This is a genomic window from Actinomyces sp. HMT897 (assembly GCF_016626125.1).
Taxonomy (GTDB): Bacteria; Actinomycetota; Actinomycetes; order Actinomycetales; family Actinomycetaceae; genus Actinomyces.
Genome location: NZ_CP067336.1, coordinates 831,950 through 854,435 on the forward strand (window position 1 = coordinate 831,950; position 22,486 = coordinate 854,435).

General features: G+C 70.1%; 17 protein-coding genes and 1 pseudogene. 3 read left to right on the forward strand and 15 right to left on the reverse strand.

Features of this window, described 5'->3' with window-relative positions; translation table 11 throughout:
- Positions 1-71: 71 nt before the first annotated feature.
- Genes JJJ15_RS03390 through JJJ15_RS03405 form a run of 4 tightly spaced genes read right to left on the reverse strand, consistent with a single transcriptional unit; the run spans position 72 to position 3,641 of the window.
- On the reverse strand, positions 72-1,238 hold the full coding sequence (locus JJJ15_RS03390) for an ABC transporter substrate-binding protein (RefSeq protein ID WP_106109479.1): 1,167 nt from the start codon (positions 1,236-1,238) through the stop codon (positions 72-74).
- Complete coding sequence (locus JJJ15_RS03395) at positions 1,235-1,912, reverse strand: ABC transporter permease subunit (protein WP_106109480.1); 678 nt, start codon at positions 1,910-1,912, stop codon at positions 1,235-1,237. Before JJJ15_RS03395 ends, JJJ15_RS03390 begins: the two co-directional genes overlap by 4 nt.
- The gene (locus tag JJJ15_RS03400) at positions 1,909-2,655 is read right to left on the reverse strand and encodes an ABC transporter permease subunit (RefSeq protein ID WP_106109481.1); all 747 of its coding nucleotides are present in this window, start codon (positions 2,653-2,655) and stop codon (positions 1,909-1,911) included. Before JJJ15_RS03400 ends, JJJ15_RS03395 begins: the two co-directional genes overlap by 4 nt.
- On the reverse strand, positions 2,652-3,641 hold the full coding sequence (locus tag JJJ15_RS03405) for an ATP-binding cassette domain-containing protein (RefSeq protein ID WP_200511457.1): 990 nt from the start codon (positions 3,639-3,641) through the stop codon (positions 2,652-2,654). Before JJJ15_RS03405 ends, JJJ15_RS03400 begins: the two co-directional genes overlap by 4 nt.
- Positions 3,642-3,881: 240 nt before the next feature.
- Here JJJ15_RS03405 and JJJ15_RS03410 point away from each other — a divergent pair, with 240 nt between their 5' ends.
- A complete protein-coding gene (locus JJJ15_RS03410) occupies positions 3,882-4,655 on the forward strand; it encodes a DeoR/GlpR family DNA-binding transcription regulator (RefSeq protein WP_106109483.1) in 774 nt (257 codons plus the stop codon).
- Between the two features lie 354 nt (positions 4,656-5,009).
- On the opposite strand, the gene JJJ15_RS03415 is transcribed toward JJJ15_RS03410, so the two are convergent.
- From JJJ15_RS03415 to JJJ15_RS03450, 8 genes are all read right to left on the reverse strand, one after another.
- Entirely contained in the window at positions 5,010-5,396 is a 387-nt protein-coding gene (locus JJJ15_RS03415) for a DUF1304 domain-containing protein (RefSeq protein ID WP_174714757.1), read from the reverse strand.
- 191 nt (positions 5,397-5,587) lie between these two features.
- Positions 5,588-7,477, reverse strand: coding sequence for a subtype A tannase (locus tag JJJ15_RS03420; protein WP_200511458.1), 1,890 nt, complete (start codon positions 7,475-7,477; stop codon positions 5,588-5,590).
- A 141-nt stretch (positions 7,478-7,618) separates the two neighbouring features.
- Positions 7,619-8,230, reverse strand: coding sequence for a hypothetical protein (locus tag JJJ15_RS03425; protein WP_200511459.1), 612 nt, complete (start codon positions 8,228-8,230; stop codon positions 7,619-7,621).
- A 285-nt stretch (positions 8,231-8,515) separates the two neighbouring features.
- Positions 8,516-9,943, reverse strand: a complete 1,428-nt coding sequence (gene fumC, locus JJJ15_RS03430) for a class II fumarate hydratase (RefSeq protein WP_200511460.1) — start codon at positions 9,941-9,943, stop codon at positions 8,516-8,518.
- Between the two features lie 177 nt (positions 9,944-10,120).
- Positions 10,121-10,516 carry an MmcQ/YjbR family DNA-binding protein gene (locus tag JJJ15_RS03435; protein WP_246742135.1) on the reverse strand — a complete coding sequence of 132 codons (396 nt, stop codon included), beginning with the start codon at positions 10,514-10,516 and terminating at the stop codon, positions 10,121-10,123.
- Positions 10,517-10,685: 169 nt separating this feature from the next.
- Positions 10,686-11,441: a purine-nucleoside phosphorylase gene (locus JJJ15_RS03440; RefSeq protein WP_200511915.1), complete on the reverse strand. Its 756-nt coding sequence runs from the start codon at positions 11,439-11,441 to the stop codon at positions 10,686-10,688.
- Positions 11,442-11,515: 74 nt separating this feature from the next.
- Positions 11,516-13,006 (reverse strand): cytosine permease, encoded by a 1,491-nt coding sequence (locus JJJ15_RS03445; protein WP_200511461.1) that lies wholly within the window; start codon positions 13,004-13,006, stop codon positions 11,516-11,518.
- A gap of 105 nt (positions 13,007-13,111) precedes the next feature.
- Complete coding sequence (locus JJJ15_RS03450; RefSeq protein ID WP_200511462.1) at positions 13,112-15,412, reverse strand: PfkB family carbohydrate kinase; 2,301 nt, start codon at positions 15,410-15,412, stop codon at positions 13,112-13,114.
- A 368-nt stretch (positions 15,413-15,780) separates the two neighbouring features.
- Between JJJ15_RS03450 and JJJ15_RS03455 the strand changes: the two genes are divergently transcribed.
- The gene (locus tag JJJ15_RS03455) at positions 15,781-16,101 is read left to right on the forward strand and encodes a hypothetical protein (RefSeq protein ID WP_043563083.1); all 321 of its coding nucleotides are present in this window, start codon (positions 15,781-15,783) and stop codon (positions 16,099-16,101) included.
- A 1,708-nt stretch (positions 16,102-17,809) separates the two neighbouring features.
- On the opposite strand, the gene JJJ15_RS03465 is transcribed toward JJJ15_RS03455, so the two are convergent.
- From JJJ15_RS03465 to JJJ15_RS03475, 3 genes and pseudogenes are all read right to left on the reverse strand, one after another.
- Positions 17,810-18,670 carry a DUF4839 domain-containing protein gene (locus tag JJJ15_RS03465; protein WP_084682563.1) on the reverse strand — a complete coding sequence of 287 codons (861 nt, stop codon included), beginning with the start codon at positions 18,668-18,670 and terminating at the stop codon, positions 17,810-17,812.
- Between the two features lie 302 nt (positions 18,671-18,972).
- Positions 18,973-19,173 (reverse strand): annotated as a pseudogene (gene fumC / locus JJJ15_RS03470) (class II fumarate hydratase); the annotation flags it as partial.
- 90 nt (positions 19,174-19,263) lie between these two features.
- Complete coding sequence (locus JJJ15_RS03475) at positions 19,264-21,405, reverse strand: hypothetical protein (protein WP_200511463.1); 2,142 nt, start codon at positions 21,403-21,405, stop codon at positions 19,264-19,266.
- A gap of 259 nt (positions 21,406-21,664) precedes the next feature.
- Here JJJ15_RS03475 and JJJ15_RS03480 point away from each other — a divergent pair, with 259 nt between their 5' ends.
- On the forward strand, positions 21,665-22,456 hold the full coding sequence (locus JJJ15_RS03480) for an SGNH/GDSL hydrolase family protein (RefSeq protein WP_200511464.1): 792 nt from the start codon (positions 21,665-21,667) through the stop codon (positions 22,454-22,456).
- The last annotated feature ends 30 nt before the right edge of the window (positions 22,457-22,486 follow it).

Genomic DNA, 22,486 nt, shown 5'->3' on the forward strand with positions numbered 1-22,486 from the left:
GGCCGCTCCCCGCCGCCCGCGGCCGACCACGTCTGCCCGCTAGGCCCGCCTGCGGCCGTGGGGTGCCCGGGTCAGACGATCCCCTGGCTGGCCAGCCACTGGGAGGCGATGTCCGCGGTGGGCAGGTGGTCCACGGCGCTGGCCCGGTTGAGCCGGGGCAGCTCCTGCGCGCTCAGCCGGGCGTTGACGGCACCGATCGCCTCACGCGCCTCAGGGGCCAGGGTGGCCGACACCAGCGGCGTGACCCGCTGGGGGACGATCAGGCCCTGCGGGTCGGTCAGGACCACCAGGTCGGAGCCGGTAGCCGCGGGGCTGGCCGTGTAGATGTCGGCCACGTCCACGTCGCCGTCGGTCAGGGCCTTGAGGGTGAGCGGCCCGCCGGAGTCCTCCACGGGTTCCACCACGGCCCTGACCCCGTAGACGCTCTCCAGGCCCGTGGGCCCGTAGGGGCGGGTGGCGAGCTCGCTGTTGGCGGCGATGGTGACGGCGCGTCCCAGCGCCCTCAGGTCGGCGATGGAGGTCAGCTGGTACCTCTCGGCGGTGGCCCGGGTGACCACGTAGGAGTCCTGGTCGGTGGCCTGGGCCGGTTCCAGGACGGTCAGGTTCGCCGGGAGGGCCTCCAGCAGCGCGGCCTGGATCCCCTCGGCGTCGCGGGCGGTGGCCTCCTTGTCCAGGAAGCTCAGGAGGTTGCCCCCGTACTCGGGGATGACGTCGATGTTCCCGGCGCGCAGCTCGGGGACGTAGACCTCGCGCTGGCCGATCTGGTACTGGCGGCTGACCGTCAGGCCGACGGCCTCCATGGCCTGGGCGTAGAGCTCGGCAATGACCTCGTTGGAGTAGTACTGCTGGCTGCCCACGATGACCCCCTCGCCCTGGCGCTCCCGCCTGGTCCCCAGGGGGTCGTCCGAGGCGCAGGCACCCAGGACCCAGGCCGCGCCCAGGACCCCGGAGGCGGCCAGGAGCCGACGCCGTCCCAGGCGCGCGGCCCCGTCCCCGCCCGGTGCACCCGCACTCGGCGCACTCCCGCCCGGTGCACCCGCACTCGGCGCACTCCCGCCCGGCGCACCGTCACGCCGGGGCCGGCCCGCCCCCGGCCTCCCGGGTCCCCCCACCTTGGAGGGGACGTGAGCACCGGCGCCTCCTGGGGCGGGCGCCGATCGGGGGCAGGATCGGCCCACCCCCCTGCCGGCGGGGGCCGAGGTGGTCCGACGGCGGGGGCCGCGGGGCACGTGGCTCATACCTTCTCCTTGGAGTCACGGCGCCCGGGCGGCCTGACCGCCCGCTGCACCAGGGCGAAGAACGTCTCCGAGGCCAGCGCCAGGACCACCACCAGGAGCGCCGAGGCCAGCATCATGGGGTAGTCCTGGGTCTTGAGCCCCAGGAACATGAGGCGCCCCAGGCCCCCGGCACCGGTGTAGGCGGCCAGGGTGGCGGTGGCGATCACCTGGAGGCTGGCCGAGCGCAGCCCCCCGAGGAGCTGGGGGGCGCCCAGGGGCACCTGGACCCGGGCCAGGACCTGCAACGGGGTCATGCCGCAGGCGCGCGCCCCGTCCACGGCCTCGTGGGGCGCGGCCTCGACCCCGGTGCAGGCCCCCGCCAGGACGCTGGGGAAGGCCAGTACCACCAGGGCCACCAGGGGGCCGGCCAGCCCGATCCCCAGCCACAGCGCCGTCAGGGTCACCACGCCCAGGGTCGGCAGGGCCCGTGCCGCCCCGCCCAGGGCGACTACCAGGGCCCGCCCGCGACCCGTGGCCCCCATCCACCAGCCCAGGGGGACGGCGGCCAGGGAGGCGAGGGCCAGTGCCAGGAGGGAGTAGCCCAGGTGCTGGGCCACCAGCAGCCCGATCCCCGTGCTGCCGCGCCAGTGGGCGCCCTGCCCCAGCCAGGCCAGGGTCTCCAGGAGGTACCTCACGCCCCCCTCCTCTCGGCGCGCCGCCCCAGCCGGAGCCGCCGCCCCAGCCGGAGCGGCCGCCTCATCCGGATCCGGCGGCGCGTACCGCCGGAGCGCGCACCGGGGTGCCAGCCCCTGGTCCAGGGCATGAGGATCCTGCCCAGGACCAGCAGCACCTGGTCCAGGACCAGGGCCACCAGCATGGTGACCACCACCCCGGTGGCCACCTCGGCCCCGGCCCCCTCCTTCTGGAAGCCGTCGGTCAGGAGCAGCCCCAGGCTGCGCACCCCCAGCACCCCGCCCACGGTGACCAGGGAGACGGTGGAGACGGTGACCACGCGCAGGGCGGCCAGGAGGGCGGGGCCAGCCAGGGGCAGCTCCACGCCGAGGAAGCGCTGGGGGCCGGTCATGCCCTGGGCCCGTGCGGCGTCGAGCACCTGGCGGTCCACGGCGGCAAAGGCCTCCGTGGCGGCGGGCACCAGGAGGGCCAGGCCGTACAGGCTCAGGGCCACCACCACGTTCAGGTCGCTGCGGATCGTGGTGCCGATGAGTGAGGGCAGGATGACGAACAGCGCCAGGGAGGGGACGGCGTACAGCAGGGAGGCGGCCCCCACCAGCAGCGCCCGCAGGGGCCTGACCCCCACGGCCAGGCGCGCCAGGGGCAGGGACAGGAGCGCCGTGGCCGCGAGCGCGGGCAGGGCCAGGGCCAGGTGGGCGTACAGCAGGGAGACGACGAGGTCGAGGTTGCGCAGCACCCAGGTCACGGGCGGCTCCCCGGGGTCGCGGTACCGCGGGCTCCTGGCCCGGCGGGCGCGGCATCCCCCGCACCGGCCACCGCCCGCCCTGCGGGGGCGCTCGCGGCCCCGTCCCTGACTACCTCGCCCCTGGCGGCCCCGTCCCTGGCGGCGCGGACCCCCGTGGTGGGGGCCACCGTGCCCGGGGCCCCGTTGTCCAGGATCCCGACGGCCCGTCCGTACTTGTCGGTGACCACCGTCCCGTCCCCGCCCAGGGACAGGCGCCGCCCGTCCCCGCCCAGGCCGAGGAACCGGGTGACGAAGGGGTCGGTGCTGCCAGCCAGGAGCTCCGGGCCGCTGCCCCGGGCGGCAATGTGGGCGCCCGCGCTCAGCAGGATAATGTCGTCGCCCAGGGTGAGGGCCTCCTCGACGTCGTGGGTGACGAAGACGATGGTCTTGGCCATGTCGGCCTGGAGGCGCAGGAGCTCGTCCTGGAGCTCGCGGCGCACCAGGGGGTCCACGGCCCCGAAGGGCTCGTCCATGAGCAGCACGGAGGGCTCGGCGGCCAGCGCCCGGGCCACGCCCACGCGCTGGGCCTGCCCGCCGGAGAGCTGGTGGGGGTAGCGGGAGGCGAGGGAGTCGTCCAGGCCGACCTGTGCCAGCAGGTCGTGGGCCCGACGGCGGGCGGTGGCGCGGGGGACGCCGTTCAGGCGCGGCACGGTGGCGATGTTGTCCACCACGGTGCGGTGGGGCAGGAGGCCGCCGTTCTGCATGACGTAGCCGATGGAGCGGCGCAGGGCCACGGGGTCGGCGTCGGCCACGTCCGCGCCATCCAGCAGGATCCGGCCGCTGGTGGGCTCGACCATGCGGTTGACCATGCGCAGGAGCGTGGTCTTGCCGCTGCCCGAGGAGCCCAGGAGCACCGTGACCGCCCTGTCGCGGAACGTGGCCGTGAAGGCGTCCACGGCGGGTGCGTCACGCCCGTACTGCTTGGTGACGCCGTCGAACTCGATCATGGCCCCGCCTCCTCCCTGTTCGTGCCGGTCGCGGGCGGTGCGCCCACCCTAGGCCAGGCGCCGCCGTGGTACCGGGAGGTGCACGTCACCCGGACGGCTACCGGTGCCGCTGGCCCGCGCGCCTGCCCGCCTGGTGGTCCCCCGACAAGTTGGCCGCCTCCTTGATACGCCGGCCCGCGCACGTGCCTGACCGGTGTCACGCGCGTCTGGCGGCCAATGCGCCTACCATAGGCGTTAACTATGACACCTACCACCACCCCCGCCGAGCGCCAGCGCACCATTCTGAGGTCCCTCAACCGGGTCGATCCCGTGAGCGTTGACGCCCTGGCGCGCCTGACCGGCGTCTCCGTCGTGACCATCCGCCGTGACCTGTCCGACCTGGCCTCCCGTGACCTGGTGCGGCGCGTCCACGGCGGCGCCCTGCTGCCCACCAGGCGTGGGGCCCGCCCCACCTACGCCGTGCGCGCCAGCGAGGACATGGAGGCCAAGCGGGTCCTGGCCCGCGCCACCGCCGCGCGCATTGAGGACGGCGAGAGCCTCATCCTGGACAACGGCACCACCTGCGAGCTGATCGCCCACCACCTGGCCGGACGGGACCTGACCGTCATGGCCCTGTCGCTGCGTACGGCGGCCACGCTGGCCGAGGTCCCCGGGGCGCGCGTCACTATCCCCGGCGGCCCGGTGGAGACCGAGACCCTGTCCCTGCTCACCGTCATGACCGTGGACGCGCTGCGGGACTTCCGGGCCGACACGGCGGTCCTGGGCGCCTGCGCCGCCTCCCCCGCCTCCGGGCTGTGCACGTACCAGCCCGAGGACGCCGTGGTCAAGCGTGCGATTATCGCCTCGGCCAGCCGGGTCCTGCTGCCCACCACCACGCGCAAGCTGACCCGCGCCTCGACCTACCGGTTCGGGTCCCTGGAGGACGTGGACGACATCCTGGTCACCTCCGACGCCCCGGAGGAGTCCCTGGCCGAGCTGCGTGCCGCCGGGGTGGCGGTCAGCGTGTGCGAGTAAGAGCACCGCGAGAACGGTACTTGTTCGTCGTGAGAACGGTACTTATTGCTCGTGAGAACGGTACTTGTTCGTCGTGAGAACGGTACTTATTGCTCGCGAGAACGGTACTTATTTCCCGTGAGAACGGTACTTATTGCTCGCGAGAACGGTACTTATTTCCCGTGAGAACGGGCCGTCCAGGGTTTCTGTCGTGTCTCCCGGCGCGGGGCCGAGCGCGCCGTCACCGACCTCGGCTCACCATGAGGACAGTGGCCACATCGGGGCACTGGCGGGCCCCGTCCCCACCAGGACCGCGCATAGACCTCGTATCGTGGCCAGACCGCCCGCGGGCCGGACGTCGGGCCCGGGAGAGGGCTAGAAGATGAGGCCCAGGGACACCAGGACCACGGCCGCCAGGGGGAAGGTCCCCTGCTTGACGGCGGCGGTGCGGTACTCGGGGGCGGCCAGGTAGAGCACGGCCGCCGCGGCCAGCATGGAGCCCGTCCCCGCCAGGGTGAGCGCGCCCCCCGTGGCGGTGAATCCCGTGCTCAGGGCGATGACCCCGCAGAAGGTCTGCACGGCCAGGAAGAGGTTGTAGAAGCCCAGGTTGTAGGCGTAGAAGGTGTGGGGCCTGGCCTGGGTGGGGCTCCCGCCGAAGGTCCTTCGGGCCAGCGGCCCCTCCCAGTCAATGGACTCCATGTAGAAGATGACCACGTGGACGATGGCGGCCAGGACCGCGAGGACCATTCCCAGGGCAAGCACGTACCTCTCCTTTCCGGCACCATCCGGCTGCTGCTCCACGACGGTGGATCGCAAGGACCATACACGCCGCCGCCCCCGGAGGCGGTCAATGGCGCGCTCCGCCGCGTCGGACCCGACAGGACGCACCCGGTCGCGCGGGGCCCGCCACCCCGGGCCCGCGCCCAGGAGCGGGGCAGGAGCGGGGCGCGTCCTCAGCCCGCCGCCTGCCGGGTGACCCAGGCAATGAAGTTGGTCTCACCGGACTCGGCGGACTCCGCCATGGTGTGCCCCTGGCCCCAGACGGTGGCGAAGTCCACCGAGCCCACGCCCGCCGCCCTCAGGGCGAGGGCGAGGTTGAGCTCCACGGTGGAGGCGGTGTCGCCCTGCGTCAGGCCGGTGCGGATGCGCCAGGCGGGCGCCACGGTGGAGGTGCCCGCGTACTGCGAGGAGGCCGTGAGGTAGGACAGGGGGTCGTACATGTCCACCCGCGTGACCGTGGTGGTGCCTGCCGGGTCGGTAGCGGCCAGGTCGGTGTCGTAGGCGGACGACCCGTAGTCCGGGCTCCAGCCGCCCAGGGCGGCGTAGGCGTGCTCCCCGGCGGCGACGACGTCGCGGCACACGGCGGAGAAGTGCAGCCCGCTCGCGCCCCGGCCCATGACCACGTTCTCGGTCTGGCCGCGTCCGACGCCGTCAAAGGCGCCCACGTCCTTGCTGGGAGGCTTCTGGCTGACCACGAAGTCGGCCAGGCCCGTAATGGTGGCGGTGTTCGTGGCCGCGTCGTAGGTGACCCAGGTGGTGGTGGCGTTGAGGGAGGCGATGTAGTCCTCGACGGTGGCGTAGGTGGTTGAGCTGGTGTCGGCTCCCCCGTCGGTGGTCCTGGCAGCGGGCTCGGCGGTCTCGGGGATCCTCCCACCGCCCGGGGGCGTGTCGGAGTTCGCGCCGGGGCCCGTAGGCAGGCCGGGGCCCACGCTCCCGCCGTCGGGCCCGCCGCTGGGTGCCTCCCCGCCGTCGGGCCCGCCGCCCTGGCCGTCCATGCCCGCCATGTGGGTGCTCGACGGCGTGTAGGGGAAGGTGGTCACGGCCAGGAACTCGTTGAGGGAGTCCTGGATGACGCCGACGAGGTGGTCGTAGTAGGTGCCCGCCAGGTAGGTGCCGCTGGCCGAGGCCTGGAGGGTCAGGGCGGTGCCGTCGGCGTCCTTCAGGCCCAGGGCGTTGAGGTAGGCGGGGTAGGCGGCGGCCAGGTCCGCGCAGTAGGCCCTGGTCCAGGTGCCCTCGGCACGGGTGGAGGTGGTGGCGAACTGCCCCATATTCCACTCGTAGGCGGCGTCGGCGCTTCCCAGGGAGGTGATGGGGCACCAGCACATGGCCCCGGCCACGGCGTCGGACAGGGTGGCGCCCGCGGCGTTGGTCATGGCCGCGCCCAGGGCGGTCAGGTAGGGGGTAAAGAGCGCGGAGTCGCCGGAGGCCCCGGCCACGGCGCTCTGGGCTCCCCCGCCGGAGTGGCCGAACACGTAGACCTTGGTGCTGTCGCCGGGCAGCACGTCGGCGTTGTATCGCAGGTAGCGCACGGCCGCCTTGAGGTCGGTCACCCCCCAGGGGGCGTTGCCGGAGTAGGAGTCCCCCACCGAGTCCTTCCCCCGCAGCCCGGCGTGCACGTAGACGAAACCGGCCTCCATGTAGGCCTGGACGGAGGCGTAGGAGTACCCGGTGGGCGGTCTCTGGGCGGAGTAGCCGGGGGTGTTGACGGGGTAGACGACGGGTGCGGTGGCCGCGGTGAAGGAGCCCACCGTCCCGGAGGCCCGGACGGTGGCGGTGTAGGTGCCGTCCCCGTTGTCGGTGCCGTCCATGTAGGCGCCGGGCACGAACACGCCGAGGGTCTCGTAGTCGGGGGCCTGCGGGGAGGACACGTAGGTCAGGCCGGTCTGGTAGTAGACGTCGCCGGTGGCGTCATAGCGCCAGGCGGTGGTGTCCAGGGCCAGGGAGGCGGTGGCACCGGACGTGGCGGAGCCCGTGGGGCGGGAGCCCGTGGAGCAGGCGGCCAGTCCACCCAGCAGGGCGGTGACCGGGACGGCCTGGAGGACGGTGCGACGTGAGACGGTCATAATCCCTCAGCTTCAGACGGGGCTCGCTTGTGACGACAACCATAAGGAGGTAGCTCTTAGGAGGCCCCGTGCCTGTGCTGTGACTTCCCTGTGCATACTGCCGGGCGCCGTGCCCCGCCCCGCGGGCCCGCCACCGGCCTGTCAGCGGAACACCCCCCGGCGGCCCAGGGCCCGCACGATCCCGTCCACGGCCATGAGCACCAGGAGGACGATGGCCACCCAGGAGAGCACAGCCGGCCAGAAGTAGTCGGGAGGCGCTTCAAGGAAACCTCGCGACAAGGAGAGGGCGACCATAATGCCGGTCGCCGTCCCCATGAGCACGGTCGTGGTCCAGTAGACGAACCGGAAGGAGGCGGTGGTCAGCCCCGAGCGCCCCGGACCGTAGCGGCGGTGCGCAATGTAGGAGGGCAGCAGGACCAGGGCGAGGGCGGGCACCTGGATGCGCCCGACGCGGTGCACCCAGACGTAGACGAACAGCGGGTGGAGGGCGCCGGCGATCAGGAGCGTGGTCAGGCAGCTGACCACGGCGCCGCCCAGGAGCATTGACCAGTACCTCCTGACACCGGAGACGGGCTGGGGCGACGCCGGGCCAGCCGGGGCGCCGGGACGACGCGAGGCCACCGGGATGCCCGGGTCGGGCCTGGCTCCGCCCCCCTGCGGGCTCGGGGTGACCTGTGGGCCCGGGGTCGGGGAGACCGCCTCCTGGACGGGTGGCCGGGACTCAAGAGGCTCAGAGCTGGTGGGCGTGGTCATGGAGCTCCTCAAGAAGGTGACGCAGCATAAGTGTCAGTCATCACACTACCAGGTGATCCGAGACGAGGAAAGCCCCAGGGGCCTACCAGGCACCGGAAGGTCAGCCGCGGCGCCACAGCTCCGTGCCGCGGCACAGCACCACGACGCCGCGCTGCCAGGACGGGAGCGCGACCGCCGCCCCAGGACGCGGGAGCCCTGTCCGCCCCCACACCAGAGGCGCCCCGGCCGGGCCGGCTGCGGGGACCATGCGTCCCGCCCTGGCGCGGCCAGACCCCGGCGCGGCGCTCAGTCCGTGGCGGCGCTGGGGTGGGTCATGTCCGCGGGCACCACCCAGGCGTCGAACTCCGCCTCGGTGACGAAGCCGAGCTCCAGGGCGGACTGGCGCAGGGACAGCCCCTTGTGGTGCGCGTTCTTGGCAATCTTGGAGGCCTTGTCGTAGCCGATGTGACGGTTCAGGACGGTGACCTGCATGAGGTTGGTCTCCAGGTTGGCCGCGATGCGCTCGCGGTTGGGCTCGATGCCGTAGGCGCAGTGGGTATCGAAGGACACGCAGACGTCACCCAGCAGGCGGATGGACTCCAGGACGTTCCAGGCCATGACCGGCTTGAACACGTTGAGCTGGAAGTTACCCTGACTGCCGGCAAAACCCACCGTGGCGTCGTTACCGAAGACCTGGGTGGCCACCATGGTCATGGCCTCGCACTGGGTGGGGTTGACCTTGCCGGGCATAATCGAGCTGCCGGGCTCGTTCTCCGGGATAATGAGCTCGCCAATGCCGTTGCGCGGGCCGGAGGCGTACCAGCGCACGTCGTTGGCGATCTTCATGAGGGCGTCGGCCAGCACCCGCAGCGCCCCGGAGACCAGGACCAGGGCGTCGTGGGCGCCCAGGGCGGCAAAGAGGTTAGAGGCCTGGGTGAACTCAATACCGGTCTCCTGGCTGATCTTCGTCGCGGTCAGCTTACCGAACCTCGGGTGGGCGTTCAGGCCGGTGCCCACGGCGGTGCCGCCGATGGCCAGCTCGCGGGCGCGGGAGTCGGCGTAGCGAATGCCGTCCAGGGCGAGGTCGATCTGGGCGACCCACCCGCTGATGACCTGGCCCAGGCGGATGGGGGTGGCGTCCTGCAGGTGGGTGCGGCCCACCATAATGACGTCGTCGTACTCCCTGGCCTTGGCGTCCAGGGTGTCGCGCAGCTGCTGGACGCGCGGGTACATGGCGGCGAGCTCGCACACGACGGCAATGTGCATGGCCGTGGGGAAGGTGTCGTTGGAGGACTGGCCGCGGTTGACGTGGTCGTTGGGGTGGACGGGGGTCTTGGTGCCCATGGTGCCGCCCGCGAGCTCGATGGCGCGGTTGGAGATGACCTCGTTGGCGTTCATATTGGACTGGGTGCCGCTGCCGGTCTGGAAGACCACCAGGGGGAACTCGGCGTCGAGCTTGCCGGAGATGACCTCGTCAGCGGCGGCGGCAATGAGGTCGGCGACGTCGCGGGGCAGCTCGCCGAGCTCGGCGTTGGCCAGGGCGGCGGACTTCTTGAGCACGCCCAGGGCCTTGATCATGGGACGGCCCCACACGAACGTGTTGCGGCCAATGTCGAAGTTGTGCAGGGATCGCTCGGTCTGGGCGCCCCAGTAGTGGTTCGCGGGGACCTCGATCGTCCCCATGGAGTCGGACTCGGTGCGCGTGGTTGCGCTGGTACTGGTCTCGGGTGCCATGCGGCCAAGGCTACCGTTCGTCCCCCGGGCGCGCCCCGCCCCAGGGCCGCGGCTACAGCGGCCACAGCAGCGGCATAAGACGCACCCGCCGCCGTTGGACCGGCCCCTGGCGATCCCGCCCTACCGCCCTACTGCGGCGACCCCGGCCCTACCGGCTCCACGGAGCCGGCCCGACCGCTACTGGGCCAGGCCGGCGGCATGCGCGTAGAGCAGGGGGTCCACGGGTCTGCGAGCCCTGGGCAGGGCGGCAACAACCAACAGATAGGAACCAATAATGAGCTCACGGAGGAGAATCGGGTCGGTCTCCTCCGCTGGCGTCATGGTGATCCAGTGGCGCTTATTCATGTGATAGCCCGGCGCAATCCAGTCGTGCGCGGCCCGCAGCGCCCGCGCCTCCTCCGGGTCGCACTTGACGTTAACCATCTCGGGGCTGGCGGCCTCGTTGATCGCCAGGAACATCTTGCCGCGCACCTTGTAGACCTCCCAACTCGGCCCGAAGGGCCGCTCCAGTGTGCTGCCGGGCAGCTCCTGGGCCACCTGATGGCTGCGCGCCATAATCTCCTCGCCGTTCACGGGGACACACTATGGCGACACGGCCCCCTCCACACCCCTCCCCACCTGTTTCCCACCCGTGTGCGCCACGAGGTGGGGCTGCGAGACGCCACGGCCCGGACGCCCTTCACCCATCTCTGTCTGCGTTCTCCTGGCGCCAGGAGAACGCAGACAAATAGAGGCATCGACCTCACAGCGCGCCCAGGACCGCCTCGACGCCGGTGGCCAGCGTCCGGTGAGCCGCGCCGGCCAGGCGCACGACCTCCTGCGGATCAGTGGGCTGCTCAGCAAAGGACAGATCAGAGACGACACTCATTCCGGCCACCCGCACCCCCAGTTGATGCAGGGCAATGGCCTCCAGGACCGTGGACATGCCCACGCAGTCCGCCCCCAGAAGCGCCAGCATCCGGGTCTCGGCCCCGGTCTGGTACTCCGGGCCGCGCAGCGCCGCATAAGTACCCTCGCGCTGGGTCACGTCCCGCAGCACTGCCACGAGCCCCTCGTCCCACACGCCGCGCACATCGACAAACACCGTACCCTCAAAGGGTGAGGCCCCGGTGAGGTTGAGATGATCGGTAATGGTCACAACCTCCCCCAGACCCCACTCGCGCAGGCAGCCATTGGCGTTGACCAGCACTGCGCCACGCACGCCCGACGCCGCGGCCGCCCGGGCCAAGGCCACCACCGCAGCCGGACCATGCCCCTCATAGAGGTGGGTGCGGCCCTGGGCGACGAGCACCCTCCTACCGGCCCGCTCATAGGAGTCGAGCCGGTCCTCATGCCCGGGGGCCAACGGCGCCCGCACCCCCGGCAGGTCGGACAGCGGCAGGCTCGCAGCCGGCTCGCCCCACCCGCGCAAGGCATTGGCGGCGCCCGAGCCCAGGACCACGAGCAGATCGTGGGACGCAGCCCCGGTGCGCCGGGCAATCTGGTGAGCCCCCTCCATGGCGGCCCCTGGCCCCGCCACTCCCCCGGACTCGGCTAAGGCGGCCAGCAGCCCCGGGCCGGGGACGTCCACGCTCACGCCCCAGCCTCCTCAACCGTAGGAACCGTAGAAGCAGCCGCCTCCTGGGCAGTTACACGGGCCCGCCCCAAGAGCAGGTGGCCCAGGAAGCCAATAAGAAGGGCCGCCAAGACCCCGAGGTTGGCGAAGGCCCAAGCACCCGTCTTACCCCCCAGGGGCCCCAGCAGATACCCCTGCCAGGTGAGCCAAGAGGCGGCGGAGTTGACCACCAGGCCCCAACCGACAATGGAGCCGACCAGGACCAGGGCCACGGCCTCCCAGTTGACCGAACCGTAAACGCCGTCGGGGGTGAACAGCGCTTTCTCGTCGTAGTCGCGCCGACGCATCACAACCTCGGCGAGCATGACACCGGCCCAGGCAGCAATCACAACACCAAGAGTGGTTAGGAAACCCTGGAATGGACCGAGGAAACCGTCGGCGCCGGCAATGACCGCAATGGTACCCAGGGTCATAATCGTGGCATCAATGCTCGTAGCCACGTGACGGCGCACCGGCACCCCGGTGGCCAGAAGCGAAAGGCCCGAGGAGTACAGGTCCATAATGATGCCGCCCACCAGGCCCAGGATCGCCACAATGGCGAAGGGGATGAGGAACCAGGTGGGCAAGACGGTGGTGAGGGCTCCAATGGGGTCGGTGTTAATGGCCTCGCCGAGTTCGGCATCGCTGCCCACCAGCAGTGTTCCGGCAATGATGAGAATGACACAGGGCAGAGCCGCACCAGTGGTGGTCCAGCCCACCACGCCGACAGTGGAGGCGGTACGCGGCAGGTAACGAGAGTAGTCGGCCGCCGCGTTGACCCAGCCCAGGCCGAAGCCAGTGGTGACCATGACCAGGGCGCCAATGAAAGCGGCAGCGTTGCCTGCGGGCAGGGAGCCCAGGGCCGTCCAGTCAATCCTCCCCGCCACCAGGATGAGGTAGATGACGGTCAGGACGCCGGTGGCCCAGGTGATCCAGGTCTGGACCTTCATAATGGTGTCGAAGCCCAGAATGCCGGCGCTCGCCGCCAGTCCCACGGTCATGAGGAAGCCGACGATCTGCGCCCCGACGGTGTTGTGCCAGCCCAGGGCCTCCAGGACCGTGGCTGAGGCCAGTGTCGCCAAGATGCACAGGACAGTCTCCCACCCCACGGTGAGCATCCAGGAGATCACTGCCGAGAGCCGGTTGCCGTTGTAGCCAAAAGCGGCCCGCGACAGGGCGAGCGTGGGAGCGCTGCCCCGTTTGCCCAGGACGGCCATGACCCCGCACAGGAAGAAGGAGAAGGTGATGCCAATGGTCCCGGCGATAATCGCCTGGACGGCATTGAGGCCGAAACTCAGCACCCACGCACCCCAGGACAGGCCCAGTACGGAGATGTTGGCGGCAAACCAGGGCATGAAGAGGTCGCGAGGGCGGCCCTTGCGCTCGGACTCAGCGATGACGTCGAGCCCGGCGTTCTCCAACAGGGTGTTGGGCGCCGCGGCCTCGGTTCCAGTGGTGGGATTGCTCATGGAACTCCTGTTCGTAAGAGAAGAGGGCGCCCACACCACCAGGGGCGCCCTCGGATGGGAGGCGCCGGCGGTGAAGAACCATCATTGGCTCGCCATCATACCACCCTAGCGCAGTGTCATGACACTCATTCGCTTGCTCAAAGCGCCGGCCGCCTGCTCAATACTATGCCGCTCGGGGCAGGTGGCCGGACCGGCGGTGAGCGTCGACAACGCGCCAGCGCAATTGGCTAAAACCAGTGCCCGGCGCAGGGGCGCGCCCTGGACTAGCGCGGCGGCGAGCACACCGGCATGCGCGTCCCCTGCCCCATTGGTGTCCACGGGCGTCACCGGCACCGTGGGCACATGGACTGGGTCCGCGGGGGGCGTGCCGTCCAACATGTCAACGAACCAGGCGCCCTGGGCTCCCGCCCGCACCAGCACTGGGGAACCCAGGTACTTCGCGAGCGCACCGGCCGCCTCCCGCGGGCCATCCGGACCGGAGGCTCCGGCGTCTCCCTGGTCGCCCAGTCGTCCAGTGAGAATGTGGGCCTCACGCTCGCTGAGGGACCACAGGGGTCGCAGGGCCCCCAACGCCTGGAGGTCGGACAGGTCTAATTCCCCCACCATGGGCGAGGCATCAACCAGGACGCGCGGGACGCCGTCGGGCCGTGGGGGCAGGCCGGCGTGGCTGGAGGCGAAGCGCAGCAGGCCTTCGCGGGTGGCGGGCGCGCACAGGGAGTAGCCCGACAGGTAGACCAGGTCCTGCTCCCCCACCGCCAGGTGCTGGTAGCACTCCGGTGGGGTGAGCGTCTCGGCACCCGCAGTGGAGATAAAGCTGCGCTCGCCGTCAGCCTCAGTCAGGGCCACGCTTACGCCGGTGTCGTGCGTGGACAGTGTCGGTCCGGCGTGGAGCACGCCTATGGAGTCCAGGGCGGCGCGGGCCATTCGCGCCATGGGGCCGGTACCCAGGGCTCCGCAGTACACGGCGTCGCATCCCCACTGGCGCACCGCGGCCAGGACATTGAACCCGCCGCCGGGGCTCATGTCGTGGCTGGTGGCGAAGACATCCCCGCCCCGCGGCGGCAGATTGGGTACCCGCATGGATAGGTCGATGAGAACTTCACCCAGGTGCAGGACACGTCCAACCGGCTGGGCGGGGCCGACTGACGGGCCGGCGGAACCGACCTGCCCGCCCGGGTGGGCCGCGGGATCGGCTGCCCCGCTCAGGTGGGCCGCGGGGTCGGCTGCCCCGCTCAGGTGGGCCGCGGGGTCGGCTGCCCCGCTCGGGTGGGCCGGCCGACCGGCGCCGGCCTTCTGTGAAACCTCGACCGGGTCATTGCGGCGGCGCAGGCGGAGGAGTCGCGCTGCAAGAGCACCGGGGTCCAGGTCGGAGACGGCCTGCACGCGCGTCAGGGCCTGAGCGGGGAAGGCGCGCACGCCGTGGGTCGCCCCCAGGATGGCTCCGGTAATGGCCCCAATGGTGTCGGTGTCCCCGCCGAGGTTGGCGGCGGCCAGTAGCCCCTCCCAGGGGCGGTGGCGGTAGCGGACGGCCAGGGCCAGGGCGGTTGGAATAGATTCGGTGGACTCTACGCAAGTACCCACATGATCACGTACCCACATGAGGAAGGAGGCATCATCACCCGCATGATCGGCGGCGTACTCGACGGCGCTGCTGGCAACCGCCAGGACTGAGGCATTGGGCGCCCAAGTGCCCTGAGCAGGCAGGGAGGCAACAGTTGCCTGGGCCAGGTGCACGGCGGTGAGGGTGTCGGCGCCGTCAATGCCGTGGCTGACGGCGGCCGCCACCAAACCGGCCGCCTGGAACCCTTGGATGGTGTTGTGGGTGACCAAGCAGGATTCACGCACGGCTTGGCCGAAGGCCGTCAGGCAGGCGTGCCCGCCGGTGCCGAAGAGCGGTTCCCAGGCGGCTGGGGCCCCGGTGGTGTAGGCGATCCCGACCGGGGTCACCCGCATGGCGGCGCCATTGGTGGTCCCGGTGCGGCCGGTGGTTCCAGGTTCGGCGCCCGCGCGCAGTTCCTCCAGGGCGGCCTTCGTGGAAGGACCCAGGAGATCCAGGGAGCCGCGGTCGATCATGTCCTCCTCCCAGTTCATGAGGGCTTGAGCTAGTGCCCTGGGCTCAATATGACCGGCCCCGCCGCTGTCGGGGGACGGGTCGAGGAGTTGCTCGGCCAGAAGCCAGGCCTGCTCGGTGTCGTCGGTGACGGAGCCGGCCGGCGCCAGGGGCGCGTAGGGCTGCTCGGGGGAGGCGTCCACGAGTCCGGTGACCGCCCCGTAGAGGCGAGTAATGCTGGCTGGGCTCAGGGCCTGGGTGGGCATGCCCAGGGCGTCACCCAGGGCGAGACCCGCCAGGGCCCCGGTGGCACGGTCATGGCGGTCGTCGGTTGATGTTGCGTCTGCAAGGGTCATCGCAGCTCCTGGAGCGTGGACACTAATAGGCAATAGGACCGACATTAGCCGGAGCGCGGACCACCTGGACCGTGCGGGCGGCTCCGAGATGCTGCTCTCGGGACTGGGAGTTGCCAACTGGCGCGCCGGCGGCCGGCGTCCTGCCCACAGACCGACCCATGCGCAAGCCTCCTAGCGTTGGGCGACGGGCCCGACGCACTCTGGCACCACATCATCCTGCAATCACTGGATGACTACTCATCGGCCGTGCGCCGGGACGGCCCCCTGTTCGGGGCGCGGGACCTCCCGCCCGCACCCCCAAGGTTGCGATACGCAAACCAGTTGCTACGGTGCTGCTGTACGCAATGCGAGTGAGAAAAGGCCTTGCCGTGCCCACCATTGACTATAACGCCACTGTTTACTTCATTCCCGACCCCGATCCGGCCGACACCGACCTTGACGACGTCATTGAGCGCCTCATGAATGCCCTGGCCCCCTACCATCCCAGCGTCGGCCAGGAGGCATGGCACGACGACATCTGGTACGCCATCATCACCTTCCCCGCCGAGGACCTGCGCCAGGCGATCGCCACCGCCCTGGCCATCGTCAGCGCCCTGGGCCGCGTCCACGGCATCGACGCCCTGCCCACCGCCTTGTTCGACGCCCGCTACCACATCAACGTCGAAGCTGACCTCGGCCGCCTCACCTGAGCGTCGCCCAGGCCGCCCAGCGCCTGGGCATCACTCCCGGGGCGTGCGCCAGCGCATCGCCGCTAGCACCCTGGCCGCCCGCCGCGCCGGCCGCGCCTGGAACATCCCCTCCACCGCCCTCGCCTGAGCGCTGCCCGCCATGCCATATCCATCCGACTCGGAGTGAGTGGCGTTTTCGGACACTGGGGGATTTTGTTGTCCTTTGATCCGATGGGATGGAGTCATGTCTAGGGTGAAGTATTCTGGTGAGCTGCTAGGAGCAGGTTGTGCTCGAGGTCATGGAGAAGGGTTGGTGGGTGGCAGAGGTGGCGTCGCCTTATGATTTGGTGCCGTAAACAGTGCGCAACTGGATCGGCAGGTATAGGTGGGAACATGCCACTGAGGAAGACAGCAGGGCTGTTTTAGAATCAGCTGAGATCGCGAGACTGGGGAACGAGGTGCGCGGGCTGCGTCAGGGATGCGAGTTCCTAAAAAGCAGCGGCCTTTTTCGCGAAGGAACGGCGGTGAGTCAGCGGTACGAGCTTATCAATCGCGAAGAAGGCAGATATCCGATTGCTTCGATGTGCCGGTGGGTAGGCGTATCGAAGTCCGGCTACTACTCATGGCGTGACCGAGGGGACTCACAGTCGGAATCAAGGAGAAAAGAGCTTGGCGTGCTCATTAAGGCCGAGTTCGATGAACCAAGACGGCTGGTGCGGTTATCGGAGAATCGCCGCCATTTTGAGTCGGAAAGGGCACGATCGTCTGCCCCGGGCACGGTCCGATCAATCATGCGGTACCTGGGCCTCGTTGCCGCCCAGCCACGCCAAAAGTCCGCGCCACTGTGCCCGCCGGCGACGCCGGCACCCGACCGGACCTGGTGGGGCGCGACTTCAGCACCCGCTGCCCCTGGCGTGAAGCGGGTGGGCGACATCACCTATATCCGCACCTGGGCCGGGGTTCGTCTACCCGACAACCGTCCTGGACTATTGCACGAAGAAAGTGGTGGGCTATTGCATCGCCCGCCATATGAGCACCAGTCCGGTGTGCGACGCGATCAACATGGCCGTGCGCAACCGCCCCCACACTCCAGGTGGCGGCGATCTTTCATTCAGACCGCGGACCACAGTATACGTCGGATCAATTCTCCGAACATCTACGCAAGTATGGTATCCGCGCTTCGGTGGGCCGGACCGGTGTGTGTTGGGACAATGCCTGGGCCGAGTCATTCAACCCCACACCGGGGAACGAACGAGTACACCCCCCATGGTGTATCCCACGCGAGAACATGCCATCAAGGATGTCACGTCCTGGATAGAGCTGACATAACAATCACAAGCGGCTTCACTCAGGGCTCAGTTATCGCACTCCGAACGAAGTAGGAGCGCGAGCTACTGAGCTGCGAAATCGCAGCATGACCCACAAAACAAGCACAGTCCGAATAACATTCAGCACTCCACTGCCAGTATGCCGAAAGGCTGTCGTGCAGTCCCAGCCAGCGACAGCGAGCAGTTTAATACATACCAAAATTGGAGGCGCTATAACTCTCGTTAAATCGATATTGTCTCACCAGTTGTGTCCATTTCGCTTCGCCAAACTTAAAGTCTCTCTCGATTTTATACTAACGTTCTTAATGTGCTCAAATCAAGTTGAGCTTTTACAATGAGTGGATTTTCGTACACCGGAATGCCCCTAATTTGGAAAATGGTAGCAGAAGTCTACGCATCATTCATCTGACAGTCGTCGCTACTGGCTTTAGCTGGAAGTTACCTGATACTGGGTCATATTCTCCAACCTTAGCGATAATGTGCAGGTTCGTTCCGACGGGTACATTGCTCGGAGCGTTCTCGGGCGGAAAGTGAAAGTCATGGTAATTGATGTCGGATAGCTGGAATGCCGGACCTAGTGCGCTGTCCGGATCGTAGTCGCCCGCCGAAAGTAGGTAGTCGAAGCGGGTCTTGTAGGATCCGTGCGGTGCAACGCCGACCACGCAGCCGTCAAACTCGATGATCTGGCCCTGGTAAGTGGCGGCGAAGGCAGCGACCGAGGGGTCGAACGGATCTTTCAAGGTAAGCAGTGCTGCCAGATCAGCGTTGTTCTCCACCGTCAGGGTGGCTGGTGCGGTTGGTGTTGAAGGACTCGTCTCGGCGGCTTTGGATGGAGTCGCCGCTGCCTGCGTTGTGGTTTCACCGGAGGGCGCCCTCGTGGCAGACTGTTCAGGTGCGGGTGACGGCGACTCGTCTTCGGGGAAAGTGTGGTAGCGCACGATCACAGCCACAGCGGGATCGAAATGCTCGCCACTTTCGAATTCGGTATCGCCGGCAATTGAGATCTCTTCAACTTCGCCATCGGCGGTCAGCCAACCGATGATCAGGTCCGGTATCGGCTCGGTGGTCACGTTGGTGAACCCAGCCTCCTGGAACTGGGCGACGACATCTTGATAGTTCGCATCATCAAGCTGCGACGAAGAGAACGGCGGCTGCACCTGAACAGTATGGTCGCCATCACTACAGCCACTGACGGGAAATGCGACGAGTACAGCAGCGAACGCAGCACATGCACGCGCACGCAATAATGAACGGTGGGACATGAGGGTCTTTCCTTAGGGATAGAACTGTTGAAGCACTGGAGAGAACGCTACAAGATAGGCTACACCCGCATGCTCGTTGGGTTGATTGTCTCGTTGGTTCCGGTGGTAGGCATGTTGCGTGTCAGAGTTGGTGGCGGGACGGTTGTGTAGGTCCTGAAGGAGGATCGGGCGTGGGCTGACCACCATCGATCTCGGTGGGGGAAGAAGATCCTGATCGTGCTGGGCGTGCTGGCTGGGGAGGTCTCGATGGCTGAAGCGGCGTGCAAGGAGAAGATCAGCGAGCAGTCCATCGGACGGTGGAGGGCGGACTTCTTGAGTACGCCCAGGGCCCGCACCATGGGGCGCCCCCACACGAAGGTGTTGCGACCGATGTCGAAGTTGTGCAGGCTCCGTTCGGTCTGGGCCCCCCAGTAGTGGTCGGCGGGGACCTCGATCGTCCCCATGGAGTCGGACTCGGTGCGCGTCGTGGCGGCCCGGTCGGGCGTCGTTGCATCAGTTGTCATGGAGGCAAGGCTATGCGCTCCTCCGCGCCCGGAGTGCGCTGGCGGGCCCGTCAGGGCGGGGCGTCGGTCGGCTCGGGGACGACACATAGCTCACCGGGAGGGCCCGGCCGCAGGCGAACGCGCGGGCGGACGCGCAGTCAGGCGCGCGGCCAGTACGCGCAGGCGGTCGCGTACTCGCTCGTCCTCGGCCACGCCGTCGCCCGTGCGGCTGATCCTCTCATCGGCGTCGAGCAGGCGGGCCAGGACCTCCGCGACGGCCTCACCGGCCCGTGGCGCAACGGCCGCCGCGGCCAGCGATTCCGCCAGATCCAGGCCCGCATCCAGATTCCCCGGTCGCCCGCTCGTCACGCACGCCGCGACGAGCTCGGCCGCCTGCTCGGGCGTGCCCGGCCACCCGGTCATCGGCACGATGACGGTGGCGACCTGTGCGAGCGGACGGGCGCCCGTCCACGAGGCCGAGTCGGCCGGGTCACGAAGGGTCACCTCGGTGAGCAGGCTCCGCAGACGGGCTGCGTCACCGGGGTCCAGCAGACCGGAGCGGTCCCACTGCACCGCCAGGGCGGCCGCGTCACCGGCGACCTCGTCGACGTCGCGGCCAGCGCCCTCGATCATGGCGAGGACCAGCGGCAGCTGCTCCGCCACCGGCTGTCCGGAGTCGACCCGGCGGCGGGCGGCTGCCAGCTGCCGGCCCTGCTTCGACCACGCCTGAGCCGTGGCACCGGGTCGTCTCGCCGGGGTCGGGGCGTCGCCCCAGGACGCCAGGATCTTCAGCGCCTTCTTCGACTGGGGCCGATCCGCACGCACCCGTTCCAGGGCGGGGACCACGGAGGAGAGAAGGCTGGCCGGCCAGCGCTCGGCCCAGCCGCCCACGAGGTCGAGTACTGCCTCAATGGCATCGTCGGTGGCAGCGGGGTCGGTCAGGAGACCGGCGACGGCGTCCAGCAGCTTGGGTGTTGGCGCGGCGCCCGTCGCCGCGAAGTCCCTCACGAACCCGGTCATGCCGTTCAGGCGCAGGTCGGAGGGGTTCGGGCGCGCCCGGAGCGCGGAGGCGAGCAGGCCGGCCCAGCGCCCGTCGCCCTGGGTGGCGAGGGCGTAGGCGGCGTCGGTGCGCGGTGTGCCCCGGTGGCGGCTCGGGCGCAGTGCCTCAGGGCGCGCTGCCAGGCGGGCCAGGGCATCGCGGACCTCCGGCCACGAGCGCATGAGCCGCAGGGCGCCCACCATGGTGTCAAGGTCCGCGTCGGGGCGCTCCGCGAGCTCGAGCAGGCGCTCACGGGCCGACGGCGTGGCGCCGCGCGACCTGAGAACCGCCTCGGTGAGGGCCTCGATAACCTCCGTGCTCGCTCCACCGGCGTCGGCGGGCAGGGCGGTGAGTACTTCCGCGGCCAGTCGCGGGTCGGTGAGGGCGAGCCACATTGGCAACGAGGGGTCGGGGATGTCGTCCGTGAGCTCGTTGAGGCAGACGTCGGCGACGCCCAGCGCCGTGGACCAGTCGGCGGCCAGGGTGCGGGCGTCCTCCTCGCTCGCACGGCTGCCCGCCACGCGCCCGAGCAGGGCGCAGGTCCTGGCCTCGGGCGTGTCGGGGACGCCCAGGCCGTGGCGGCCCAGCACGAAGGCGGCGGCGCGGGCGATTGCCGCGTCGGGACCGCCCTCGGGGCCTGAGCCGGCGGACGCGAGCTCGCCCAGCACGGCGGCGCGCTGGGGGCCGAGCCGGGAGCGCCGGCCCTGAAGGAGGGTGAGGGCCTGGGCCGCGAGCGGGTCGAAGGAGCCGAGGCTGGCCAGCAGCGGGGCGAGGACGTCGACGGCCTCGTCGAGCCGGGCCCGGTACTCCCCGAGCCGCTCCTCGGCGCGCCGGTATCCACGCGGGTACGCCCGAAGGAACGCCAGGGCGGCACGATGCTCCTGGACGCACTGGCTGTAGTAGGCCACGAGGCTAAGGGCGCCGGTCGGATCCGCGCAGCGCCCTGCGGCGAGCAGACGGGCGACCTCGAGGACGGCGGGCCCGGAGGCCGGGTAGAGGCTGCCCTGGTGGAGGACGGTGGAGTACAGGTCATCGAGAGCGTCGTCTGCGAGCTCTGGGTCGGTCAGGCCCTCCAGGGCCTCGGGCACCTCGGTGGCGGGCCCGTAGGCGCCGTCCAGCTCCGACCAGTCAACGCCCGCGGTGACCGCCCCAGAGCCTGTCCCAGGGCCTGCGCTTCCCCGGCTCCCAGCGTCTCCGGTGCTCTCAGTGCCCACCGTCGTCCTCCCCCGTGGTGCCGCCCGACTGCTGCTAAATAGTGCGCGGTCACACTAGCAGCAGGAGGCCTGCCGTCCGCGGCCGCCCCGCCAGCCCGACCAGGACCCCAGGGTGAATGAGGCCTGCCGCCCGCGGCGGCCGCCCCTTGGACGCGGCCGCTCCCTGGACGACGTCGGGCCCGGCGGGTGTCCAGGCTCATGCGCCCCCCGGTGCCGGCCTCCCTGAGGTGCGGGCCGGTCGCTCCTACACTCCGGGACCGTGACTACCCCCGCCCCAGTCCGTCCCCCAGGCCGTGTCCAACGTCTCCTGCGGCGCCCCGTCGCCGTGGCCGAGGCCGTCATCGCCCAGCGCACCGTGCACCTGGCCCCTGAGCCTCCCGGGGCCAGGTCCGGCGTCATCACCCCCGACGGCTGCACCCTGCCCTCTCCCGGCACCGAGGGCGCCCTGCGCCTGGAGGCGGTCGGGGACTCCCTGGTGGCCGGCTCCGGGGTGGACAGCCAGGGCCAGGCCCTGACCCCGCGTATCGCCCGCCTCCTGGCCGCTGGCACCGGTGAGGACGTGGCCTGGTCCACCCACGCCCGGCTCGGCTCGACCATGCGCCGCGTCCGGTACCGGTTCCTGCCCGAGGTGGACCAGGCCGACGTCCTGCTGGTGTGCGCAGGCTCCAACGACCTCCTGGCCCGCCGCTCCCTGGCGGAGTGGGAGGAGGACCTCGAGGCCGTCCTGGACGACGCCGCCGGCCGCGCCCGTCACGTGGTGGTCTGCTCCGCCGGGCAGCTCTACCGCAGTCCCGTCCTCATGCGGACCCTGCGCCGTGTGCTGCGCGAGTGGACGGACGCCCAGACGGAGGCCTCCGCGGCCATCTGCGCGCGCCGCCGCGTCCCCTACGTCGACGTGGCCCACTGCGACCTCGCCGAGGGCTTCTGGGCCCAGGACGGCTTCCACCCCTCCGCCGCTGGCTACGAGATGGCCGCGAGCATGGTCACCGAGCCCATGCTCAGCGCCCTGGGCGCCACGCGGACCGGCTCGCCCCTCCGCCAGGACCACTGACCACCCCTCCGCCAGGAGCACTAACCAGCC

Bases quoted from the DNA above. Each gene is read 5' to 3' on its own strand.
- JJJ15_RS03390 (WP_106109479.1), bottom strand. From the start codon at position 1,238: ATGAGCCACGTGCCCCGCGGCCCCCGCCGTCGGACCACCTCGGCCCCC.
- JJJ15_RS03405 (WP_200511457.1), bottom strand. From the start codon at position 3,641: ATGATCGAGTTCGACGGCGTCACCAAGCAGTACGGGCGTGACGCACCC.
- JJJ15_RS03410 (WP_106109483.1), top strand. From the start codon at position 3,882: ATGACACCTACCACCACCCCCGCCGAGCGCCAGCGCACCATTCTGAGG.
- JJJ15_RS03420 (WP_200511458.1), bottom strand. From the start codon at position 7,477: ATGACCGTCTCACGTCGCACCGTCCTCCAGGCCGTCCCGGTCACCGCC.
- JJJ15_RS03425 (WP_200511459.1), bottom strand. From the start codon at position 8,230: ATGACCACGCCCACCAGCTCTGAGCCTCTTGAGTCCCGGCCACCCGTC.
- fumC (WP_200511460.1), bottom strand. From the start codon at position 9,943: ATGGCACCCGAGACCAGTACCAGCGCAACCACGCGCACCGAGTCCGAC.
- JJJ15_RS03440 (WP_200511915.1), bottom strand. From the start codon at position 11,441: ATGGAGGGGGCTCACCAGATTGCCCGGCGCACCGGGGCTGCGTCCCAC.
- JJJ15_RS03445 (WP_200511461.1), bottom strand. From the start codon at position 13,006: ATGAGCAATCCCACCACTGGAACCGAGGCCGCGGCGCCCAACACCCTG.
- JJJ15_RS03450 (WP_200511462.1), bottom strand. From the start codon at position 15,412: ATGACCCTTGCAGACGCAACATCAACCGACGACCGCCATGACCGTGCC.
- JJJ15_RS03465 (WP_084682563.1), bottom strand. From the start codon at position 18,670: ATGTCCCACCGTTCATTATTGCGTGCGCGTGCATGTGCTGCGTTCGCT.